The 20,300-nt window shown below is 60.4% G+C and carries 22 protein-coding genes; 13 read left to right on the top strand and 9 right to left on the bottom strand.

Going from position 1 to position 20,300, the window contains the following annotated elements:
* Positions 1-2: 2 nt before the first annotated feature.
* The 4 genes from KHP07_RS09540 to trpB all read right to left on the bottom strand — a co-directional run bounded on the left by KHP07_RS09540 (position 3) and on the right by trpB (position 4,446).
* On the bottom strand, positions 3-1,661 hold the full coding sequence (locus tag KHP07_RS09540) for a BBE domain-containing protein (RefSeq protein WP_214497105.1): 1,659 nt from the start codon (positions 1,659-1,661) through the stop codon (positions 3-5).
* Between the two features lie 172 nt (positions 1,662-1,833).
* Entirely contained in the window at positions 1,834-2,274 is a 441-nt protein-coding gene (locus tag KHP07_RS09535; protein WP_078046221.1) for an anti-virulence regulator CigR family protein, read from the bottom strand.
* Positions 2,275-2,410: 136 nt separating this feature from the next.
* Positions 2,411-3,220: a tryptophan synthase subunit alpha gene (gene trpA, locus KHP07_RS09530; RefSeq protein ID WP_214497104.1), complete on the bottom strand. Its 810-nt coding sequence runs from the start codon at positions 3,218-3,220 to the stop codon at positions 2,411-2,413.
* A complete protein-coding gene (gene trpB, locus KHP07_RS09525; RefSeq protein ID WP_078046223.1) occupies positions 3,220-4,446 on the bottom strand; it encodes a tryptophan synthase subunit beta in 1,227 nt (408 codons plus the stop codon). The genes trpA and trpB overlap by 1 nt, the downstream gene beginning before the upstream one ends.
* Positions 4,447-4,556: 110 nt before the next feature.
* On the opposite strand from trpB, the gene KHP07_RS09520 reads away from it, so the two are divergent.
* Positions 4,557-5,456 (top strand): LysR family transcriptional regulator, encoded by a 900-nt coding sequence (locus tag KHP07_RS09520; RefSeq protein ID WP_214497103.1) that lies wholly within the window; start codon positions 4,557-4,559, stop codon positions 5,454-5,456.
* 5 nt (positions 5,457-5,461) lie between these two features.
* Here KHP07_RS09520 and KHP07_RS09515 read toward each other — a convergent pair whose 3' ends face one another.
* Positions 5,462-5,788 (bottom strand): ElaB/YgaM/YqjD family protein, encoded by a 327-nt coding sequence (locus KHP07_RS09515; protein WP_003170746.1) that lies wholly within the window; start codon positions 5,786-5,788, stop codon positions 5,462-5,464.
* Between the two features lie 156 nt (positions 5,789-5,944).
* Here KHP07_RS09515 and KHP07_RS09510 point away from each other — a divergent pair, with 156 nt between their 5' ends.
* Both KHP07_RS09510 and KHP07_RS09505 read left to right on the top strand, forming a co-directional pair.
* Positions 5,945-6,160: a dodecin gene (locus tag KHP07_RS09510; RefSeq protein WP_003187305.1), complete on the top strand. Its 216-nt coding sequence runs from the start codon at positions 5,945-5,947 to the stop codon at positions 6,158-6,160.
* A 115-nt stretch (positions 6,161-6,275) separates the two neighbouring features.
* Positions 6,276-6,503: a DUF1161 domain-containing protein gene (locus KHP07_RS09505; protein ID WP_078046225.1), complete on the top strand. Its 228-nt coding sequence runs from the start codon at positions 6,276-6,278 to the stop codon at positions 6,501-6,503.
* Positions 6,504-6,564: 61 nt separating this feature from the next.
* Here KHP07_RS09505 and KHP07_RS09500 read toward each other — a convergent pair whose 3' ends face one another.
* Positions 6,565-7,566: an LLM class flavin-dependent oxidoreductase gene (locus KHP07_RS09500; RefSeq protein ID WP_099493303.1), complete on the bottom strand. Its 1,002-nt coding sequence runs from the start codon at positions 7,564-7,566 to the stop codon at positions 6,565-6,567.
* 217 nt (positions 7,567-7,783) lie between these two features.
* On the opposite strand from KHP07_RS09500, the gene KHP07_RS09495 reads away from it, so the two are divergent.
* Complete coding sequence (locus KHP07_RS09495) at positions 7,784-8,215, top strand: OsmC family protein (RefSeq protein WP_010207768.1); 432 nt, start codon at positions 7,784-7,786, stop codon at positions 8,213-8,215.
* Positions 8,216-8,451: 236 nt separating this feature from the next.
* Positions 8,452-8,691 (top strand): DUF1161 domain-containing protein, encoded by a 240-nt coding sequence (locus KHP07_RS09490; protein ID WP_010207769.1) that lies wholly within the window; start codon positions 8,452-8,454, stop codon positions 8,689-8,691.
* Here KHP07_RS09490 and KHP07_RS09485 read toward each other — a convergent pair whose 3' ends face one another.
* The gene (locus KHP07_RS09485; protein WP_078046227.1) at positions 8,692-9,114 is read right to left on the bottom strand and encodes a PA0061/PA0062 family lipoprotein; all 423 of its coding nucleotides are present in this window, start codon (positions 9,112-9,114) and stop codon (positions 8,692-8,694) included.
* Positions 9,115-9,256: 142 nt separating this feature from the next.
* On the opposite strand from KHP07_RS09485, the gene KHP07_RS09480 reads away from it, so the two are divergent.
* Positions 9,257-10,300 (top strand): aminopeptidase, encoded by a 1,044-nt coding sequence (locus KHP07_RS09480; protein WP_214497102.1) that lies wholly within the window; start codon positions 9,257-9,259, stop codon positions 10,298-10,300.
* Positions 10,301-10,393: 93 nt separating this feature from the next.
* On the opposite strand, the gene KHP07_RS09475 is transcribed toward KHP07_RS09480, so the two are convergent.
* On the bottom strand, positions 10,394-11,053 hold the full coding sequence (locus KHP07_RS09475; RefSeq protein WP_078046229.1) for an HAD family hydrolase: 660 nt from the start codon (positions 11,051-11,053) through the stop codon (positions 10,394-10,396).
* Positions 11,050-11,592, bottom strand: coding sequence for a gamma carbonic anhydrase family protein (locus tag KHP07_RS09470; protein ID WP_016978759.1), 543 nt, complete (start codon positions 11,590-11,592; stop codon positions 11,050-11,052). Before KHP07_RS09470 ends, KHP07_RS09475 begins: the two co-directional genes overlap by 4 nt.
* 102 nt (positions 11,593-11,694) lie before the next feature.
* Between KHP07_RS09470 and prlC the strand changes: the two genes are divergently transcribed.
* The 7 genes from prlC (at position 11,695) to KHP07_RS09435 (ending at position 20,269) form a co-directional block, all read left to right on the top strand.
* Complete coding sequence (prlC, locus tag KHP07_RS09465) at positions 11,695-13,746, top strand: oligopeptidase A (protein ID WP_352152398.1); 2,052 nt, start codon at positions 11,695-11,697, stop codon at positions 13,744-13,746.
* Positions 13,743-14,018: a YheV family putative zinc ribbon protein gene (locus tag KHP07_RS09460; protein WP_010207776.1), complete on the top strand. Its 276-nt coding sequence runs from the start codon at positions 13,743-13,745 to the stop codon at positions 14,016-14,018. The genes prlC and KHP07_RS09460 overlap by 4 nt, the downstream gene beginning before the upstream one ends.
* 301 nt (positions 14,019-14,319) lie before the next feature.
* Entirely contained in the window at positions 14,320-15,072 is a 753-nt protein-coding gene (locus tag KHP07_RS09455) for a gluconate 2-dehydrogenase subunit 3 family protein (protein ID WP_078046232.1), read from the top strand.
* Positions 15,073-15,074: 2 nt separating this feature from the next.
* On the top strand, positions 15,075-16,859 hold the full coding sequence (locus KHP07_RS09450; RefSeq protein ID WP_078046233.1) for a GMC family oxidoreductase: 1,785 nt from the start codon (positions 15,075-15,077) through the stop codon (positions 16,857-16,859).
* Positions 16,860-16,871: 12 nt separating this feature from the next.
* A complete protein-coding gene (locus tag KHP07_RS09445) occupies positions 16,872-18,170 on the top strand; it encodes a cytochrome c (RefSeq protein ID WP_214497100.1) in 1,299 nt (432 codons plus the stop codon).
* An 81-nt stretch (positions 18,171-18,251) separates the two neighbouring features.
* Positions 18,252-19,310: a PA0069 family radical SAM protein gene (locus tag KHP07_RS09440; RefSeq protein ID WP_078046235.1), complete on the top strand. Its 1,059-nt coding sequence runs from the start codon at positions 18,252-18,254 to the stop codon at positions 19,308-19,310.
* Between the two features lie 227 nt (positions 19,311-19,537).
* Positions 19,538-20,269 carry a carbonic anhydrase gene (locus KHP07_RS09435; protein ID WP_078046236.1) on the top strand — a complete coding sequence of 244 codons (732 nt, stop codon included), beginning with the start codon at positions 19,538-19,540 and terminating at the stop codon, positions 20,267-20,269.
* Positions 20,270-20,300 lie beyond the last annotated feature (31 nt).

The following is a 20,300-nucleotide window of genomic DNA, read 5'->3' as shown; positions in this document are numbered from 1 at the left end:
GCTCAGGGCACCGACATCTCGTTACGGAACACATTCAGCGGGTCCCAGCGCTGCTTGGTGCGGCGCAGGCGGCTTTCAATCATGAGGTCGGGGAAGAAGATCTTGTACCACTGCGGGTTGGGTCCCTTGCTGGGGTCGCCGTCGATAAACAGCATGTCGCGGTCGGGGTAATTGATGTAGCACCCTTCGAACTGGGCATTGACCGGAACGCCGTTGTCATTGGCAAATGCCGCGAAAAACAGTCCCTGGATCCATTGCGCATGGGCTTGATCCGAAGTGCTGCTTTCGTCACGCCAGTAGCATTGTGGTTGCCACTTCAAGTAGGACGAACGCTGTGCAACCGATGATTCCCGCCGCACGGCAGCGCTGGCCTGATTGATGTGCCCACCGAAGGACTGGATCTGGATCAGGCTTTGAGTCAGCCGTTTATCGGGATCGTCCCACGTCAGCGTGTCCCAGATCGCCTGCAGCACAGTGGCGGTGAAAATACCCTTCTGGTAGGCCGACTTATACCGGCCACGCTGGTTGGGCCCTGAGCCGTTGAGTGTCTGCTGGCAATGCAGCCAATCCATTCGACGGGTCGCCGCCAGGGCAGACGTCAGTGAATTGATCGTCCGCCCTGGCGGGTTGCTGCGTGGCAGGTGGGTCGTTGGGGGAGGACTCAGGCATTCGGTGGCAGGAATGCCGATGGCATTGAGCATCGACCTGACAAAGTCTTCAAAGGGCGCTTGATCATTCAACTCGCCCTGCTTGTCCACGTAATGAACGTCCATCGTGACGTTGCCAGTGTTCTGATGGCGCATCTCCAGTTTGGTCGCCAGGCCCCAGGTGTCCGGGTTGGCCTGGTTGCGGGCAAACCAGTCCTGATAGGCCGCCAGCAATCTGTCGAGGGCTGGCTTGGTCAGCAGGGACCAGTCCCATTCCAGTACCAGCCACAGCACTTCCTTGGGGGCTTGTGGCAAACGTTCGAAGTAGTAACTGGTGATAATCCCGAACTGCCCGCCGCCTGCACCGCAGCAGGCGGCGAACAGATCCAGTTCGTCCTGTTGGGCGCTGTTGCGGGCGACATGCACAGGAACCAGGCCGTTGCCCTGGGCGTTCGGCACCAGTATGTCGACGCCGCTCAACCAATCGCACACCAGGCCATCCTTGCGTGACAGCACCCCGTAGCCACCGCCGCAAATATGGCCACCCAGCCCGACCGAATAGCACGAGCCGCCGGGCAGGCTCGTGTTGGCCAGTTTGTACAGCGCCACATAGGTATCCCAGTTCTGGCCGCCCGCTTCCAGGCGGTAGCTGTAGCGATGAAGCGAGGCGGGCACCAGTTGTGAGGCGATCTGCCCCGTGGCGTCGTAGACCACTTGGTTCAGTTGGCTGATATCGATGATCGAGAGCACTTCGTTGGGACTGTCGGGCATCTTGTTCGCGACAAAACCCTCATAGCAGTGGCCACCGCTGCGCACCGTAATCCGGCCATCGGGGATCGCCAACGCCTGGGCGGCGGCGTCGATGATGTCCTGGGGGCTATAACAGAGATAAATCAAGTTGGCGCCGTTCGACGACGATTCACCCTGCACATTGCCCAGCGGCCAGCGCAGGTTGAAACCTTTTTGCAGCGTTGAATGACGACGGTCCGCAGCGGTAATGAGATCAAATGCCATGATGTACTCCAAAGAGCCAAGAATGACTTCTGATGCGGCTAACTTAACGACCGGGAGGGCAAGGAATGCGGGGCTTGCGCAGGCGGTTAGACGGCAATAGGCATGAAGTGCGTTGAGGGAGGACGCAATGTCCACCCTCAAGCCTAGCGGAAAAGGTGAAGGCGCTGGGGGGTTAGTTGAGTACGCCGTCGAGGATCTCGTAGACGATGCCTGTTCCCACTGCGATCAGCACCACATCCGGCCCCGAACGGCGCCACTCATAACCTGGGTACACCGGCAGGCGTGCGAGGGCGCGGTTGTCGAGGCGTTCGCCGTAGTAACCACGGGGCATCGGCTGGCCGCGCACCAGCCGTACGTTGGGTGGCGGTGGCGCGCCACGTGAAAACTGGCCGTGGTTGTCATGGATGATCTGTCGGACCGGGCCGAAGTCCTGGGGTGGGCCGCCGCGACGGTTGTCCTGCGGGCCGCGATGGTCGTCGCCACGTTGTTCGTGCTGGCCTTGCGGGCCGCCACGGTCGGGGCCGCCTTGGTCATACGGCGCGGCCTGCACCAGGGCACTGGCGCCAAGCACCAGCACGCCAAGGCCTGCAATCACGGATTTAGGCATTTTCATCGGGTATTCCTCGGGGCACACAAGCAAAAAAGGGATTTCGAACGAGGTTCGAAATCCCTTGGTCTTGCTGTTTAGGCCGTGCCCGAGCGGGTTGATTCCTCTGTATCAGGAACTTTACCTACTGCTTACGGGGCGCTTACTTACGAGCGTTACGAACGCCTTCCGACAATGCCGCACACAGGCTCAACACGCCGTCGATGGCTTGCTGGTCATTCTTGGCATTGGCGATATGGTCGATCAGTGCCGAACCTACGACGACACCGTCAGCCAGGCGGGCGATGGCCCCCGCTTGTTCCGGGGTGCGGATACCAAAACCGATGCTGATCGGCAGGTCGGTATGGCGACGCAGGCGGGTCACGGCCTCTTCCACGTGCTCCAGTGTCGCGGCACCGGCGCCGGTCACGCCGGCCACTGACACGTAGTACACAAAACCGGAGCTGCCATTCAGCACTGTCGGCAAGCGCACATCGTCAGTGGTCGGCGTGGTCAGGCGGATAAAGTCGATGCCAGCGGCCTGGGCCGGGTCGCACAGCTCGCCGTTATGCTCGGGCGGCATGTCGACCACGATCAGGCCGTCGACCCCGGCTTCCTTGGCATCGGCAATAAATGCCGGCACGCCGTATTTGTGAATCGGGTTGAAGTAGCCCATCAACACCAGCGGCGTGTCGTTGTTGTCTTGGCGGAACTCGCGGACCATCTGCAGGGTTTTCAGCAGGTTCTGCTTGGCTTCCAGCGCGCGGATGTTGGCCAGTTGGATCGCCGGGCCGTCCGCCATTGGATCGGTGAAGGGCATGCCCAACTCGATCACGTCGGCGCCAGCGGCTGGCAAGCCCTTGAGGATCGCCAGGGAGGTGTCATAACCCGGGTCGCCGGCGGTGACGAAGGTCACCAAGGCGGCGCGGTTTTGTTCTTTAAGCTGTGCGAAGCGGGTTTGCAGGCGGCTCATCAGTGTTTCTCCTGCTTGGCGGTTTCCATGTGGTGCATCACGGTCTGCATGTCTTTGTCGCCACGGCCAGACAGGTTAACCACCATCAGGTGATCCTTCGGCAGGGTCGGTGCGCGTTTGAACACTTCGGCCAGGGCGTGGGCGCTTTCCAGGGCAGGAATGATGCCTTCCAGGCGGCAGCACTTGTGGAACGCGTCCAAGGCTTCGTCGTCGGTCACCGAGGTGTACTGGACGCGACCGATGTCATGCAACCACGCGTGTTCCGGGCCGATGCCGGGGTAATCCAGGCCAGCAGAGATGGAGTGGGCGTCGATGATCTGGCCATCGTCGTCCTGCAGCAGGAAGGTACGGTTGCCGTGCAGTACGCCGGGTACCCCGCCGTTGAGGCTGGCGGCGTGCTTGCCGGTCTCGATGCCGTGGCCGGCGGCTTCCACGCCGATGATCTCGACGCTGGTGTCATCCAGGAATGGGTGGAACAGGCCCATGGCGTTGGAGCCACCGCCGATGCACGCCACCAGGCTGTCCGGCAGGCGGCCTTCCTGGGCTTGCAACTGGTCGCGGGTTTCCTTGCCGATCACGGCCTGGAAGTCGCGCACCATCGCAGGGTACGGGTGCGGGCCGGCCACGGTGCCGATCAGGTAGAAGGTGCTGTCGACGTTGGTCACCCAGTCACGCAGGGCTTCGTTCATCGCGTCTTTCAGGGTGCCGGTGCCGGCCACCACCGGGATCACTTCAGCGCCCAGCAGCTTCATGCGGAACACGTTGGCCTGCTGGCGCTCGATGTCGGTGGTGCCCATGTAGATCACGCATTGCAGGCCGAAGCGTGCAGCCACGGTGGCAGTGGCCACGCCGTGCATGCCGGCGCCGGTCTCGGCGATGATGCGTTTCTTGCCCATGCGCCGGGCCAGCAGAATCTGGCCGATGCAGTTGTTGATCTTGTGCGCGCCGGTGTGGTTCAGCTCTTCGCGCTTGAGGTAGATCTTGGCGCCGCCGCAGAACTCGGTCAGGCGCTCGGCGAAATACAGCGGGCTTGGACGACCGACATAATCGCGTTGGAAGTAGGCCAATTCTTCTTTGAATGCAGGATCTTCCTTGGCCGCTTCGTATTCGCGGGCCAGGTCGAGGATCAACGGCATCAGGGTTTCAGCGACGTAGCGGCCGCCGAACGCACCAAACAGGCCGTTGGCGTCAGGGCCGTTGCGCAGATCGGTCTGGGACTGAGTCATGGGGCGCTCCAGGAAATAATTCGTGTGAGAGGCAATGACGGCCACTCTACCCCTCACATGCGGTGCTGAAAACCGATAAGATCGCCGAAACCTGTCAGGAAAACTCACAGATGAGCCGAGACCTTCCTCCCCTCAATGCCTTGCGCGCTTTTGAAGCCACCGCGCGGCTGAACAGCGTCAGCCAGGCCGCCGAGCAGTTGAACGTGACCCACGGCGCCGTCAGCCGACAGTTGAAGGTGCTGGAGGAGCACTTGGGGGTGAGTTTGTTCGTCAAGGATGGACGCGGCCTTAAACTCACAGATTCCGGTGTTCGCCTGCGCGATGCCAGTGCCGAAGCGTTCGAGCGGTTGCGGGATGTGTGTGCAGAGCTGACCCAGGCCGGTGCCGATGCACCTTTCGTGCTTGGCTGTTCGGGCAGTTTGCTGGCGCGTTGGTTGATCCCGCGCCTGGGCCGTTTGAACGCGGACCTGCCGGACCTGCGCCTGCACCTGTCGGCAGGTGACGGTGATCTCGATCCTCGCCGTCCAGGACTGGATGCCCTGCTGGTGTTTGCCGAGCCACCCTGGCCCGCCGACATGCAGGTGTATGAATTGGCCAGTGAACGCATCGGCCCGGTGATGAGCCCACGGTTTGCCGGCTACGAGCGCTTGCGCCAGGCACCCGCCCAGGCCTTGTGTGATGAAGCGTTGTTACACACTACGTCTCGCCCGCAAGCCTGGCCCAGTTGGGCGCAGCAACACGGCATCGCGCCCGACGCGTTGAAACACGGCCAGGGGTTTGAGCATTTGTATTATTTGCTGGAGGCAGCGGTAGCAGGATTGGGTGTAGCGATTGCGCCAGAACCGCTAGTGGCAGAGGACCTGCGCGCGGGTCGCCTGGTGGCGCCGTGGGGTTTCAGCAAAACCCCGGCGCACCTGGCGTTGTGGCTACCCAAGCGCGCCGCAGACGGGCGCGCCGGGCAACTGGCGCAGTGGCTCAAGGCTGAGCTGTTGCGCCAGCCTGGCCGGTAAAACTATCAGTCACCGCGTTTGCACAGCAGGTAGGCTGCCAGCAGGCCCAGTGCACCGACAGCGACGCCGGCTGTGGTCCATGGGTGCTCTTGTGCGTAATCGCGGGTTGCAACACCGGTTTCGCGGATTTTGACTTTGCTTTCTTCGTAGGCATCGCTGATCAGATGACGGGAGTGCTTGAGGGCATTCTCGGCATTGCTTTTCAGGGCCTTCAGCGTTTTGCGCGACTCGTCGGACGCATCGTCCTTGAGGCTCTCAAGGGACTTGAGCAGGCTCGAAATCTCGGCTTCCATGCTTTCCAGCGACGCTTTGCGTAAAGAAGTGTTGGCCATGTGGACTCTCCTGAAATGATTGAGTGGCGTGTGTAGATACCGACTGCGGCCGTTTCAGAAAGTGCAGTAAATCTGAACTTTCGGGTAGGAATGGTCGCCAGAAGCAGTACGAACATTGACTGCTACGCTTGCTTAACGACCCTTAGGAGAATTGCCATGAGTGATCATCACACCTACAAGAAAGTCGAATTGGTCGGCTCGTCCGCCACCAGCATTGAAGACGCGATCAACAATGCCTTGGCCGAGGCCAACAAAAGCATCAAGCACCTGGAATGGTTCGAGGTGACTGAAACCCGTGGTCACATCAAGGACGGCAAGGCGGCGCACTTCCAAGTCACCCTCAAAGTGGGGTTCCGTATTGCCAGTAGTTGATCACCTCGGTTGAACTTGCCGACTGGCCGATTGCCATAACCTGCGCTACAACCAATGGGTGCCGACGCCACGCGCGTCGGCACGCTCTATTAGATCAGCGCAAGGAAAGTAACGGATGAAGAAGTTCCTGTTAGCGGTAGGTTTGTTGAGCATTGCAGGCACAGCCCTGGCGGCGGGCAAGCCTTGTGAAGAGCTGAAAAGCGAAATTGCAGCGAAAATCGACGCCAAGGGCGCTTCGGGTTATTCGCTGGAAGTGGTGGAAAAAGGCGCTGCGCCGAGCGATCACACAGTGGTCGGCAGCTGCGAAGGTGGTACCAAGGAAATTGCCTACAAGCGCGGTTAATCCCGTGTTGCAGACATAAAAAACCGACGCAAGTGCGTCGGTTTTTTTTCGCCTGAAGGTTTTAGCCCTTCATCAACTGCGCCAGTAACTCGTAGGAATGAATCCGGTCGGCGTGTTCGTACAGGTCGCAGGTAAAGATCAGCTCATCAGCGCCGGTCTGCTCGATCAGCACTTCCAGTTTGGCGCGGATCTTCGCCGGGCTACCGACCATGGCCAGGCCGAGGAAGCTACCCACTGCGTCTTTTTCATGGGGCAGCCACAGGCCGTCCATGGTTTTGACCGGTGGGCGCTGCACCAGGCTTTGCCCGCGCATCAGCGCCAGAATGCGTTGATACACGGAGGTGGCCAGGTAGTCGGCCTGTTCATCGGTGTCCGCCGCCACCAACGGAATGCCGAGCATCACGTAGGGTTTGTCCAGCACGGCTGATGGCTTGAAGTGGTTGCGGTACACGCGAATCGCCTCATGCATCAGGCGGGGTGCGAAGTGCGAAGCGAAGGCGTAGGGCAAGCCGCGCTCGCCAGCCAGCTGTGCGCTGAACAGACTGGAGCCCAGCAGCCACACGGGCACATTGGTGCCGGTACCCGGTACGGCAATGATCCGTTGATCGGGCGTGCGTGGGCCGAGGTAGGCCATCAGCTCGGCGACATCTTCCGGGAATTCATCGGCGCTGCCGGAACGCTCGCGGCGTAGGGCGCGGGCGGTCATTTGGTCAGAGCCGGGCGCACGGCCCAGGCCCAGGTCGATACGGCCAGGGTAGAGACTCTCCAGGGTGCCGAACTGCTCGGCGATCACCAGGGGCGCGTGGTTGGGCAGCATCACGCCGCCGGAACCGACGCGAATGGTCGAAGTGCCACCGGCCAGGTATCCCAGCAGCACCGAAGTCGCGGAGCTGGCGATGCCGTCCATGTTGTGGTGTTCGGCCACCCAGAAACGGTTGTAGCCGAACTTTTCCACATGTTGGGCCAGGTCCAGGGAATTGCGCAGCGACTGCGCCGGACTGCCATTGGCCCGCACGGGCACCAGGTCGAGGGTCGAGAACTTTACGTCGGACAGCGATTTCATAAGCCTGCTTCTCCAAGGGGGCCGCAGGCTTTATAGACGAACCAAAACCTGCCGCTTCATGTGCATACCTATGCAATGAGGGCATATACCCGAGATTCAATAGCACGCTAGGAAAATTCCTACTGTATTGCTAGGTTTCTCCGACAGGATGAACTTTGCCAGTCCGACTACTCTCAGAACCCTTACTGACGCAAAACCACCGTTCGAGGAGACCGCTATGAGTATCGTGAAAAAAGCATCCGCGCATTGGGAAGGTGACCTGAAGACTGGCCTGGGTTCCATTTCCACGGAAACCGGCGTGCTACGTGAAGCGCCCTACGGCTTCAAGGCGCGTTTCGAGGGTGGCAAGGGCACCAACCCGGAAGAACTGATCGGAGCGGCCCACGCCGGCTGTTTCTCCATGGCCTTCTCCATGATTCTCGGCGATGCCGGGCTCAAGGCTGACAGCATCGACACCCAGGCCGAAGTGACCCTGGACCAGGTCGACGGTGGTTTTGCGATCACCGCCGTGCACTTGATCCTCAAGGCCAAGATTCCGGGCGCAAGCCAGGCGCAGTTCGATGAGTTGAGCAAAAAGGCCAAGGAAGGGTGCCCGGTGTCCAAGGTGCTGAATGCAAAAATCAGCCTGGATGCCACGCTTGTAAACTGACACCGCTAAACCTGTAGCAGCCGGCTTCTGTGTGAGCTGGCTTGCCTGCGGAAGCATTACCTCGGAGTCACTGCGAAGCCGAGGCAACTGTATCGCGGGCAAGCGCGGCTCCCACAGAGGTCGTTCCGACATTTAGTTATGCGTTAAATCAGAACTCGTGTTTCACCGATGTGGTCCTATAGCCTATGCAGCCTTAGCCGCACACCCGTGCGCAATGCATTTAGGGAGCTTCAAACATGAAACGTTTTGCCTTGGCGATCATCTGCGGTGTATTGGCCACATCGGCTGTGGCCGCACCAAAAGACTGCGAAGAGCTCAGGAAAGAGATCGAGGTCAAGATCCAGGCTAATGCGGTTCCGTCCTACACCCTGGAGATCGTCAGCAAGGAAGAAGCCGACAAGCACGACAGCGCCATGGTTGTCGGCAGCTGTGAGAATGGCACCAAGGCCATCGTCTACCAGAAGAACAACGACTGATCAGATGCAGTTGACGCTGCGTTCCTCCGCGAGCAACTGACGCGCCGAGTCATACAACCGGATATTGGGTGTGAAGGCCAACGAGCGCCCTTCCAGCACATAGCGCTGGCCGGCCTGGAAGTGGTCGTATTCCAGGGTCATGAAGCAGGTGCGGTACATCATCTGGCTCAGCCCACCCAAACCGCCACCCGCCGGGACTTCAAAGTCGAAGCGCACCATCAATTCGTGATGGCCGGGCGGAAATTGGAAGAAACGTCCGTCATCCAGGTTCTTGCCGTCCAGACGCTGCGCCATCACCAGCTTGGAGCCCGGCGTTGGCGTGGTGAAATCGACCCAGGCTTGCTGCGGATCCGCCGGTGGAACGGGGGTAGTCGTGCAGGCACTGAGGAACAAGGCGGCGACGGGAAACAAGAGCTGACGCATGGCAGGCACTCGATGAAAGGAGAGAATGGAGCCCGGCGCCGACGGCAGCAGGCTCCCTATGAGTATAAACACGTCATGCCGTGGAAAAATTCCGCGCAGGCACGATAGTCTGGCGAGCAAATTACCCAGGAGTGGTCGGGGCATGGTCAGGCGTTTTCTTCCAGGGTTGATGGTTGTGCTGCTCAGCGGCTGCTCCAGTGTCAGTTACTACGGTCAATTGGCCAGCGGTCAGTGGCAGTTGCTGCGGGCCAGGGAGCCGGTGGCTCAGGTGATTGCCGACCCCTCCCGCCCTGCCTTATTGCGCGAGCACCTGGTGCAATCGCAAAAGGCGCGCACGTTCGCCAGTGAACACCTGCACCTGCCTGACAACCAGAGTTACAGGTTGTACGCCGACATCGGCCGGCCCTATGTGGTCTGGAACGTCTTTGCCACGCAGGAATTTTCCTTGTCCCCCGAAACCCATTGCTTCCCCATCGCCGGCTGTGTGGCCTATCGCGGCTATTACAACCAGGGCGCGGCGCGTGGCGAGGCTGCGTTGCTGAAGCAGCAGGGCATGGACGTCTCGATAGGCGGCGTCGAGGCGTATTCCACCTTGGGTTGGTTCAACGACCCGATCATGAATTCAATGATGAACTGGGGCGATGAACGCCTGGCCACGCTGATCTTCCATGAGCTGGCGCACCAGCGTTTCTATGTGAAGGACGACACCGAGTTCAACGAGTCGTTTGCCAATTTCGTCGAGCAGGAAGGTACACGCCAATGGCGCGCTGCGCGGGGGCTGGCGCCTGATAGCTTGTCCACGTCCAAACAGCGTGACCAGTTTATCCAGTTGGTCCTCGATACCCGTCAACGCTTGCAAACGCTCTACGCCCAACCCTTGGCTGAGGATGCGATGCGTCAGGCCAAGGCGGCGCAATTCGAGCGTTTGCGCAGCGATTACCGGCAACTGCGCGACAGCCAATGGGGCGGCGATAAACGTTATGACGCCTGGATCAACCAGCCCATGAACAATGCGCGGCTGTTGCCATTTGGGCTGTACGACCAGTGGGTGCCGGCGTTTGCGGCGTTGTTTGCGCAGGAAGGTGGGGATTGGGTGAGGTTTTATGCGGCGGTGGAACGGTTGGGAGGGTTGCCGGTGGAGCAGCGCAAGGCGGCGTTGAGGCACTTGCAAGGTGGTGGCCTTTAGGGCCATCGCAGGCAAACCAGCTCCCACAGTTGACCGATTTTCAACATGAGAACGCTTTCAACTGTGGGAGCTGGCTTGCCTGCGATAGCTATTTTAAGGCCGCTGCAAAAATGCCTGGTGCATCTGCGCCAATGTCTCAAAATGCCAAGTCGGCGCCTCGGCATTCAATTCTTCAAAGCTGCCGAACCCATACCCCACCGCTGCCGAATCCAGCCCATTGCTGCGCGCACCGATCAGGTCATGCTTGCGGTCACCAATCATCAGGGTGGTGGCAGGGTCCAGATGCTCTTCGTTGATCAAATGGGCAATCAGCTCGACCTTATTGGTGCGTGTGCCATCCAATTCGCTGCCGTAGATCACCTTGAAGTGCTTGGCGAAATCGAAATGCCGAGCGATCTCGCGGGCAAATACCCACGGCTTGGACGTCGCCACGTACAGCTGGCGACCTTGGCCGCTCAGGTCTTCCAACAGCGGCATCACGCCGTCGAACACACGGTTTTCATACAGGCCGGTGACCTTGAAGCGCTCGCGATAGAAATTCACCGCTTCCCAGGCCTTGGCCTCGTCAAAGCCGTAGAACTGCATGAAGGCTTGCAGCAAGGGTGGGCCGATGAAGTGTTCCAGCTTGGTCAGGTCCGGCTCATCAATGCCGAGTTTGCCGAGGGCGTACTGGATCGAGCGGGTGATGCCTTCGCGCGGGTCGGTGAGGGTGCCGTCCAGGTCGAACAGCACGGTTTGGTAGTGCAGGGTCATCGGTCGAATCCTTCAGCCAGGTGCAGGTCTTTGAGCTTCACGTAGTTCGCGGCGCTGTAGGTGAAAAAGGCGCGCTCCTTGTCAGTCAGTGGGCGGATTTGTTTAACCGGGCTGCCCACGTACAAGAAGCCGCTTTCGAGTTTCTTGCCTGGCGGCACCAGGCTGCCAGCGCCGATGATCACGTCGTCTTCCACCACGGCGCCGTCCATCACGATGCTGCCCATGCCGATCAGGATGCGGTTGCCCACGGTGCAGCCATGCAGCATGACTTTGTGGGCGATGGTCACGTCGTCGCCGATCAACAGCGGGAAGCCGTCCGGGTTAAAAGGACCGGCATGGGTGATGTGCAGCACGCAGCCGTCCTGCACGCTGGTGCGCGCACCGATGCGGATGCGGTGCATGTCGCCGCGGATCACGGTCAGCGGCCAGACCGAGCTGTCGGCGCCGATTTCGACGTCGCCGATCACCACCGCCGAGATATCGACAAAAGCCCCGGCGCCCAGGGCTGGCGTGTGGTTCTGATAGGTGCGAAGGGTCACGATAGCCTCTCTCTCTTCTGCTGATAGCTGCGGTGGACGTTGATTGTAATTAAGATGGCCCCATCTTTGTTCTTACATGTTTCTTCAGCCAAGGTGCCAACCGTGAGCGCGAACAACCCTCTTCTGCAGTCCTACGACCTGCCGCCGTTCTCGGCGATCCGTGCCGAGCACGTCCAGCCGGCCATTGAACAGATCCTCGCCGACAACCGCGTTGCCATCGAAGGCATCCTGCACAGCCAGGGTAAAAATCCGACGTGGGCCGGCCTGGTCCTGGCCATGGACGAACTGAATGACCGCCTCGGTGCTGCCTGGAGCCCGGTCAGCCACCTCAACGCCGTGTGCAACAGCGCTGAACTGCGCGAAGCCTACGAAAGTTGCCTGCCGGCGTTGAGCGCCTACTCCACCGAGATGGGCCAGAACCGCGCGCTGTTCCAGGCCTTCGAAGCCCTGGCCAACAGCCCGGAAGCCGCCGGTTTCGATGTGGCGCAGAAAACTATCCTGGAACACTCGCTGCGTGACTTCCGCCTATCGGGTATCGATCTGCCGCCCGAGCAGCAAAAGCGCTACGCCGAAGTGCAGAGCAAACTGTCCGAGTTGGGCAGCAAATTTTCCAACCAGTTGCTGGACGCCACCCAGGCCTGGACCAAACACGTGACTGATGAGGCCACCCTCGCCGGCCTGACCGACTCGGCCAAGGCGCAGATGGCTGCCGCTGCCCAGGCCAAAGGCCTCGACGGCTGGCTGATCACCCTGGAATTCCCGAGCTACTACGCGGTGATGACCTACGCCCAGGATCGTGCCCTGCGTGAAGAGGTCTACGCGGCCTACTGCACCCGAGCGTCGGACCAAGGCCCGAATGCCGGTCAGAACGATAACGGCCCGGTGATGGAACAGATCCTCGACCTGCGTCAGGAGCTGGCCCAGTTGCTCGGTTACGCGTCGTTCTCCGAACTGAGCCTGGCGACCAAGATGGCCGAGTCCAGTGACCAGGTGCTGACCTTCCTGCGCGACCTGGCCAAGCGCAGCAAGCCGTTTGCCGTCCAGGACCTGCAACAGCTCAAGGCCTACGCCGCCGAACAAGGCTGCGCCGACCTGCAAAGCTGGGACAGCGGTTTCTACGGCGAGAAACTCCGTGAGCAGCGCTACAGCGTCTCCCAGGAAGCCCTGCGCGCCTACTTCCCGATCGACAAAGTGCTGGGCGGCCTGTTCGCCATTGTGCAGCGCCTGTACGGCATCGAGATCGCCGAGCAGAAAGGCTTCGACACCTGGCACCCGGATGTCCGCCTGTTTGAAATCAAGGAAAACGGCCAGCATGTCGGTCGCTTCTTCTTCGACCTCTACGCCCGCGCCAACAAGCGTGGCGGTGCATGGATGGACGGCGCCCGCGACCGTCGCCGCACGATCGACGGTGTACTGCAAAGCCCGGTGGCCAACCTGGTGTGCAACTTCACCCCGGCTGACAGCGGCAAGCCTGCCCTGCTGACCCACGATGAAGTCACCACGCTGTTCCACGAATTCGGCCACGGCCTGCATCACCTGCTGACCCGCGTTGAACACGCTGGCGTGTCCGGCATCAACGGCGTGGCCTGGGATGCGGTGGAGCTGCCGAGCCAGTTCATGGAGAACTGGTGCTGGGAGCCCGAAGGCCTGGCGTTGATCTCCGGTCACTATGAAACCGGCGAGCCATTGCCACAGGATCTGCTGGAAAAAATGCTCGCGGCGAAGAATTTCCAGTCCGGCCTGATGATGGTGCGCCAGCTGGAATTCTCGCTGTTCGACTTCGAACTGCATGCCACTCACGGTGATGGCCGCAGTGTGGCGCAGGTGCTGGAAGGCGTGCGCGATGAGGTGTCGGTGATGCGTCCGCCGGCCTACAATCGCTTCCCCAACAGCTTTGCTCACATCTTTGCGGGCGGTTACGCCGCGGGTTACTACAGCTACAAGTGGGCTGAAGTGCTGTCGGCAGATGCCTTCTCCAAGTTCGAGGAAGACGGCGTGCTCAATGCCGAAACCGGCCGCGCCTTCCGCGAAGCCATCCTCGCGCGTGGCGGCTCCCAGGCGCCAATGGTGCTGTTCGTCGACTTCCGCGGACGTGCGCCGTCGATTGACGCACTCTTGCGCCACAGCGGCCTGAGTGAGGACGCGGCAGCATGAGTGAAGGGCCTGTGATTACCAAAAAGCAATTTATCGCCGGGGCGGTCTGCCCGGCGTGCAGTGAGCCGGACAAGCTGAAGATGTGGACCGAAGACAACGTGCCACACCGTGAGTGCGTGGCGTGCGGTTACACCGACACCTTGAATGACCAGGGTCTGTCGGTGCCCAAGGAATTGGGCACCCGGGTGAATACCTCGGCGTTGAAAGCCCCTGCGGACCCAAAAGTGCAGGCGGTGCAGTTCTTTCCTAATCCGAAGCTGAAAAAAGACTAGCCAGCGTACGCAGACCTAATGTGGGAGGGGGCTTGCCCCTGATGGTGGTTTATCAGCCAGCCTATTGGCATTGATAAACCGCCATCGGGAGCAAGCCTCCTCCCACTTTTTTTGCCCGCATTTATTCGACTTAGGTCGCTGAATCGATTCTCTACATCCTTAGCCTGCTATCATTTGTAACTATTGATTGCCGCTGCGTTCTATCTCCTTGGGTCGGTTGGATCCAATTCGCTGCTGAAAAAATCAGAAGCCGCTCCCAGAAGCGGCTGATAAACCCGTGACCACATGATGAGGTGCCACCATGTCTGATCAAGATCAAGACAACCCCCGGCGTGACTTTTTGCGCAAATCCTTGACCTTGATCCCGGTGGTCACGGTTGCCAGCACCGGCCTTGGCGGTTCGATGCTGATGGCTACGCCCGAGCCGGCCCAGGCGGCACCCGCCAAGCCTGTGGCGAGCGAAAAGGCCTACGAGCCCACGTACTTCACCGCCGAGGAATGGGCGTTTATCAACGCCGCCGTCGAGCGCTTGATCCCCGCCGATGCCCAAGGCCCGGGTGCCCTGGAAGCGGGTGCGCCGGAATACATCGACCGCCAGATGAATACCCCTTACGCCAGCGGTGCGTTGTGGTTCATGCAGGGCCCGTTCAACGCCGACGCGCCGCCGGAAATGGGATGGCAGAGCAAACTGGTGCCCAAGGACATCTATCGCCTGGGCATTGCCGCGACGGATGCCTGGTCGAAGGCGTTCAACGGTAAGGTTTTTGCTGCGCAAGACAGCGCTACCCGAGACGATATGTTGCACCGTCTCGAAGCCGGCGGCAGTGAGGTGACCGCGCATTTTGACGCGGTGCCGCCGAAGATTTTCTTCAACCTGTTACTGCAAAACACCAAGGAAGGGTTCTTCTGCGACCCGATCCACGGCGGCAACAAAGGCATGGTCGGCTGGACCATGATCGGTTTCCCCGGCGCCCGCGCCGATTTCATGGACTGGGTGGAACGCAACGAGCAGTACCCCTTCCCGGCCGTTTCAATCCGCGGCGAGAGGGCATAAGCGTGGCGACCATCATGAAGAAAGTGGATGCAGTGATCGTAGGCTTCGGCTGGACCGGCGCGATTATGGCCAAGGAACTGACGGAAGCGGGCCTCAACGTGGTTGCGCTGGAGCGCGGCCCGATGCAGGACACATACCCGGACGGCAACTATCCCCAGGTCATCGACGAACTGACCTACAGCGTGCGTAAGAAGCTCTTTCAGGACATCTCCAAGGAGACGGTGACCATTCGTCATAGCGTGAATGATGTTGCCCTGCCTAACCGTCAGTTGGGTGCGTTCTTGCCGGGCAACGGCGTGGGCGGCGCGGGCCTGCACTGGTCGGGGGTGCATTTCCGTGTCGATCCAATTGAACTGCGTATGCGCAGCCACTACGAGGAACGCTACGGGAAAAACTTCATCCCCAAGGACATGACCATCCAGGACTTCGGCGTGAGCTATGAAGAGCTGGAGCCGTTTTTCGACTATGCGGAAAAAGTCTTCGGTACGTCCGGCCAAGCCTGGACCGTGAAGGGCCAGTTGGTCGGCGAAGGCCGTGGCGGCAACCCTTATGCACCGGATCGCTCCAACCCGTTCCCATTGGAAGCGCAGAAGAACACCGTCTCCGCACAGCTGTTTCAGAAAGCGGCGGCCAGCGTCGGGTATAAGCCTTACAACCTGCCGTCAGCCAATACCTCGGGGCCCTACACCAACCCTTATGGTGCGCAGATGGGCCCGTGCAATTTCTGCGGCTTCTGCAGTGGCTACGTGTGCTACATGTATTCCAAAGCCTCGCCGAACGTGAATATCCTGCCGGCGTTGCGCCAGGTGCCGAACTTTGAGCTGCGGCCCAATTCCCACGTGCTCAAGGTCAACCTCGACAGCACCAAGCGCAAAGCCACCGGCGTGACCTACATCGACGCCCAGGGCCGCGAATGCGAGCAACCGGCGGACTTGGTGATCCTCGGCGCGTTCCAGTTCCATAACGTGCGTTTGATGCTGCTCTCCGGTATCGGCAAGCCGTACGACCCGATTACCAATGAAGGCGTGGTGGGCAGGAACTTCGCCTACCAGAACATGGCGACCATCAAGGCGTTCTTCGACAAGGACACCCACACCAACAACTTCATCGGTGCGGGCGGCAATGGCGTGGCCATCGATGACTTCAACGCCGACAACTTCGACCATGGGCCCCACGGCTTTGTGGGCGGTTCGCCGATGTGGGTGAACCAGGCTGGCAGCCGACCTATTGCCGGCACCTCGAACCCGCCGGGTACTCCAGCCTGGGGCAGCGCCTGGAAGCGCGCCACCGCCGATTACTACACCCACCAAGTGTCGATGGATGCCCATGGCGCCCATCAATCCTACCGGGGCAACTACCTGGATCTGGACCCGGTTTACCGCGATGCCTATGGCCTACCGTTGCTGCGCATGACGTTCGACTGGCAGGAAAACGACATCAAGATGAACCGCTTCATGGTCGAGAAAATGGGCAAGGTCGCCGAGGCGATGAACCCCAAGGCGATTGCGGTGTTGGGCAAAAAGGTCGGTGAGCACTTCAATACAGCGTCCTACCAGACCACCCACCTCAACGGCGGCGCGATCATGGGCACCGACCCGAAAACCAGCGCGCTGAACCGTTATCTGCAGTGCTGGGATGTGCACAACGTGTTTGTCCCAGGCGCATCCGCTTTCCCACAAGGCTTGGGCTACAACCCTACCGGCCTGGTGGCGGCGCTGACCTACTGGTCGGCCCGGGCAATCCGCGAGCAGTACCTGAAAAACCCCGGCCCACTGGTTCAGGCATAAGGAGCGATGACCATGAAAGCACTTGTTATCGCCACCTTCGCCCTTTTCAGCAGTTGCTCAGTGAGCGCCGCCGAAACCGACGTGATCAAGCAAGGCGAATACCTGGCACGCGCCGGTGACTGCGTGGCCTGCCACACTGCCAAGGGTGGCAAGCCCTTCGCCGGTGGCCTGCCAATGGAAACCCCCATTGGCGTGATCTATTCCACCAACATCACTCCGGACAAGACCGGCCTGGGCGACTACAGCTTCGAAGACTTCGACAAGGCCGTGCGCCATGGCGTCGCCAAGAGCGGTAGTACCCTTTACCCAGCGATGCCCTACCCGTCATATGCTCGCGTCAGCGACAGCGACATGAAGGCGTTGTACACGTACTTCATGAAGGGCGTTGAGCCCGTTGCCCAGGAGAACAAGGACAGCGATATTCCGTGGCCCTTGAGCATGCGTTGGCCGCTGGCGGCGTGGCGCTGGATGTTCGCGCCGGCTGTCGAGGAGCACCCGGCGCAAGCCACTGCCGACCCGGTGATCAGCCGCGGTGCCTATTTGGTGGAAGGCCTCGGTCACTGCGGCGCGTGCCATACGCCACGGGCGTTGACCATGCAGGAAAAAGCCCTGAGCGCCACTGATGGCAACGCTTTCCTGTCCGGCAGTGCGCCGCTGGAAGGCTGGATCGCCAAGAGCCTGCGCGGTGACCACAAGGACGGCCTGGGCAGTTGGAGCGAGGAGCAACTGGTGCAATTCCTCAAGACCGGTCGCAGTGATCGCAGCGCGGTGTTTGGCGGCATGAGCGATGTTGTCGTCCATAGCATGCAGTACATGTCGGAAAATGATCTGACGGCGATCGCCCGTTACCTCAAGAGCCTGCCGGCGGTGGACCCCAAGGATCAGCCGCACCAGTACGACAAGCAGGCAGCGGATGCCCTGTGGAAAGGCGATGACAGTCAGCGTGGCGCCTCGGTGTACATCGACAACTGCGCCGCCTGCCACCGTACCGATGGCCATGGTTATACACGTGTGTTCCCGGCGTTGGCGGGCAACCCGGTGCTGCAGACGGCGGATGCCACGTCATTGGTCAACATCGTGTTGAACGGCGGCACCTTGCCGGCGACCCACACGGCGCCATCCACCTTCACCATGCCGGCGTTCGCCTGGCGCCTGTCGGATCAGGAAGTCGCCGATGTGGTCAGTTTCATTCGTGGCAGTTGGGGCAACAAGGGCGCGCCAGTCGACGCCAGCGAAGTGGCGGACCTGCGCAAGAACGATATGCGCACTACCTCCGGCGATGACTTGGGGCAGGTAACACAAAAGCACTGATCCTTCCCTGGCCGCCAAACGGCACTGGTCAGAAACCTTGCGCCTCGATACTGTATATAAAAACAGTATTGAGGCGCTTTCATGTCTACTCCGCTGCCACCCCGAGGCCGGGGCACGGCCACCAACCTGCATAACCGCTTTTCGCCCACGGTCAGCGTGGTCGAGGATGACGGCTGGTTCCAGGAAGTGCCGCCGACCCAGGGCACCGAAGTGCGCATAGAGACGGCCAAGACCATCATCACCCGCAACAACTCGCCGGACTTGCCGTTTGATCGCTCGATCAACCCCTACCGTGGCTGCGAGCATGGCTGTATCTACTGCTATGCACGGCCCAGCCATGCCTATTGGGACATGTCGCCGGGGTTGGATTTCGAGACCCGGTTGATCGCCAAGACCAATGCCGCCGATGTGCTGGAACAGCAACTGTCGAAGCCGGGCTACGTGTGTGCGCCGATCAACCTGGGCTCCAATACCGACCCGTACCAGCCGATCGAGCGCGAGTACAAGATCACCCGGCGAACCCTGGAAGTCCTGCTGCGCTATCGCCACCCGGTAACGATCATCACAAAAGGATCGCTGATTTTGCGCGATCTGGACCTGCTCACCGAACTGGCCCGCCAGCGACTGGTGGCCGTGATGATCAGCCTTACCAGCCTGGACGACGAACTCAAGCGCATCCTGGAGCCACGTACGGCGGCGCCCAAGGCGCGGTTGCGGGCGATCCGGGTGATGCGCGACGCGGGGATCCCGGTGGGTGTGCTGTGTTCGCCGATGATTCCGATGATCAACGACAGTGAGCTGGAAAGCCTGTTGACCGAAGCCCACGCGGCGGGTGCGCAAAGTGCGGCGTACATGATGCTGCGCCTGCCCCTGGAGGTGGCGCCATTGTTCGAGGAGTGGCTGGCGGCCCATTACCCGCAACGCGCGGCCCATGTCATGAGCCTTGTGCGCCAGGTGCGCGGTGGTGAGGTGTATGACAGCCGCTTTGGTGTGCGCATGCGTGGTGAAGGCCCGTTTGCCGATTTGCTCGCCCAGCGCTTCAGCAAGGCGATCAAACGCCTGGGGCTCAACCGGCGAGAAGGCTTCAACCTGGATTGCAGCGCCTTTTGTCCACCCGGCAGACAGATGGCTTTGTTGTAGACTGAACGGGCGGAATGCCCTGTTCTTGTAGGGATAGTCGCGTTTTGACATCACTGAAACCCGCGTCCTAGAGCGGTTCATTCAGTTTGAGTTAAGTTTCGACGGTTACCTTGTTCAGCGAGTGACTGATGAGTCGGCACTCTGGCCCCTGGCGTTTTACAACTTTTCCACTGGCCAAGCGTCGAACTGACCTGAAAACTCCCCTGCATTAATCAAGAGGATGAATCATGAGTGACAAGGATAAACAGCCGTTGGCTGCGTCGGCTTCTGCCTCTCCAGTGGCGGAAACCGCCGATGCAGCGCTAAAGCATATCGTTGACGGCTTTTTGCATTTCCATCACGACGTCTTCCCGCAGCAGGAAGAACTCTTCAAGAAACTCGCCACGGCCCAGAGCCCACGGGCGATGTTTATTACCTGCGCCGACTCGCGCATCGTGCCTGAGCTGATCACCCAAAGCTCCCCGGGCGATCTGTTCGTGACGCGTAACGTCGGTAACGTCGTACCGCCTTATGGGCAGATGAACGGCGGTGTTTCCACGGCCATCGAGTACGCCGTCCTTGCTCTGGGCGTGCAGCACATCATCGTTTGCGGGCACTCCGATTGCGGCGCTATGCGTGCGGTCCTCAACCCCGCCAGCCTGGAGAAGATGCCAACCGTCAGGGCCTGGCTGCGACACGCTGAGGTGGCCAAGTCCATGGTCGAAGACAACTGCGACTGTGCCAATGAAGGCGAGAGCATGAAGGTGCTGACCGAAGAAAACGTCATCGCCCAACTGCAGCATTTGCGTACCCACCCTTCCGTGGCATCGCGCATGGCCAATGGTCAGCTGTATATCCATGGCTGGATCTACAACATCGAGACCAGCGAAATCCGCGCCTACGATGCCGACCAGTCGGCGTTCCGACCGTTGGGCGGCGACGGGCCGATCCCTTGCGCGACGCCTAAAGCGCGCTTCTAACACACTTCCCTGCCGGGTAAAGCGGTGGCTG

Source organism: Pseudomonas sp. VS40, from assembly GCF_018587885.1.
Classification (GTDB): domain Bacteria; phylum Pseudomonadota; class Gammaproteobacteria; order Pseudomonadales; family Pseudomonadaceae; genus Aquipseudomonas; species Aquipseudomonas pergaminensis.
This window is presented reverse-complemented; position numbering and strand designations above follow the sequence as displayed.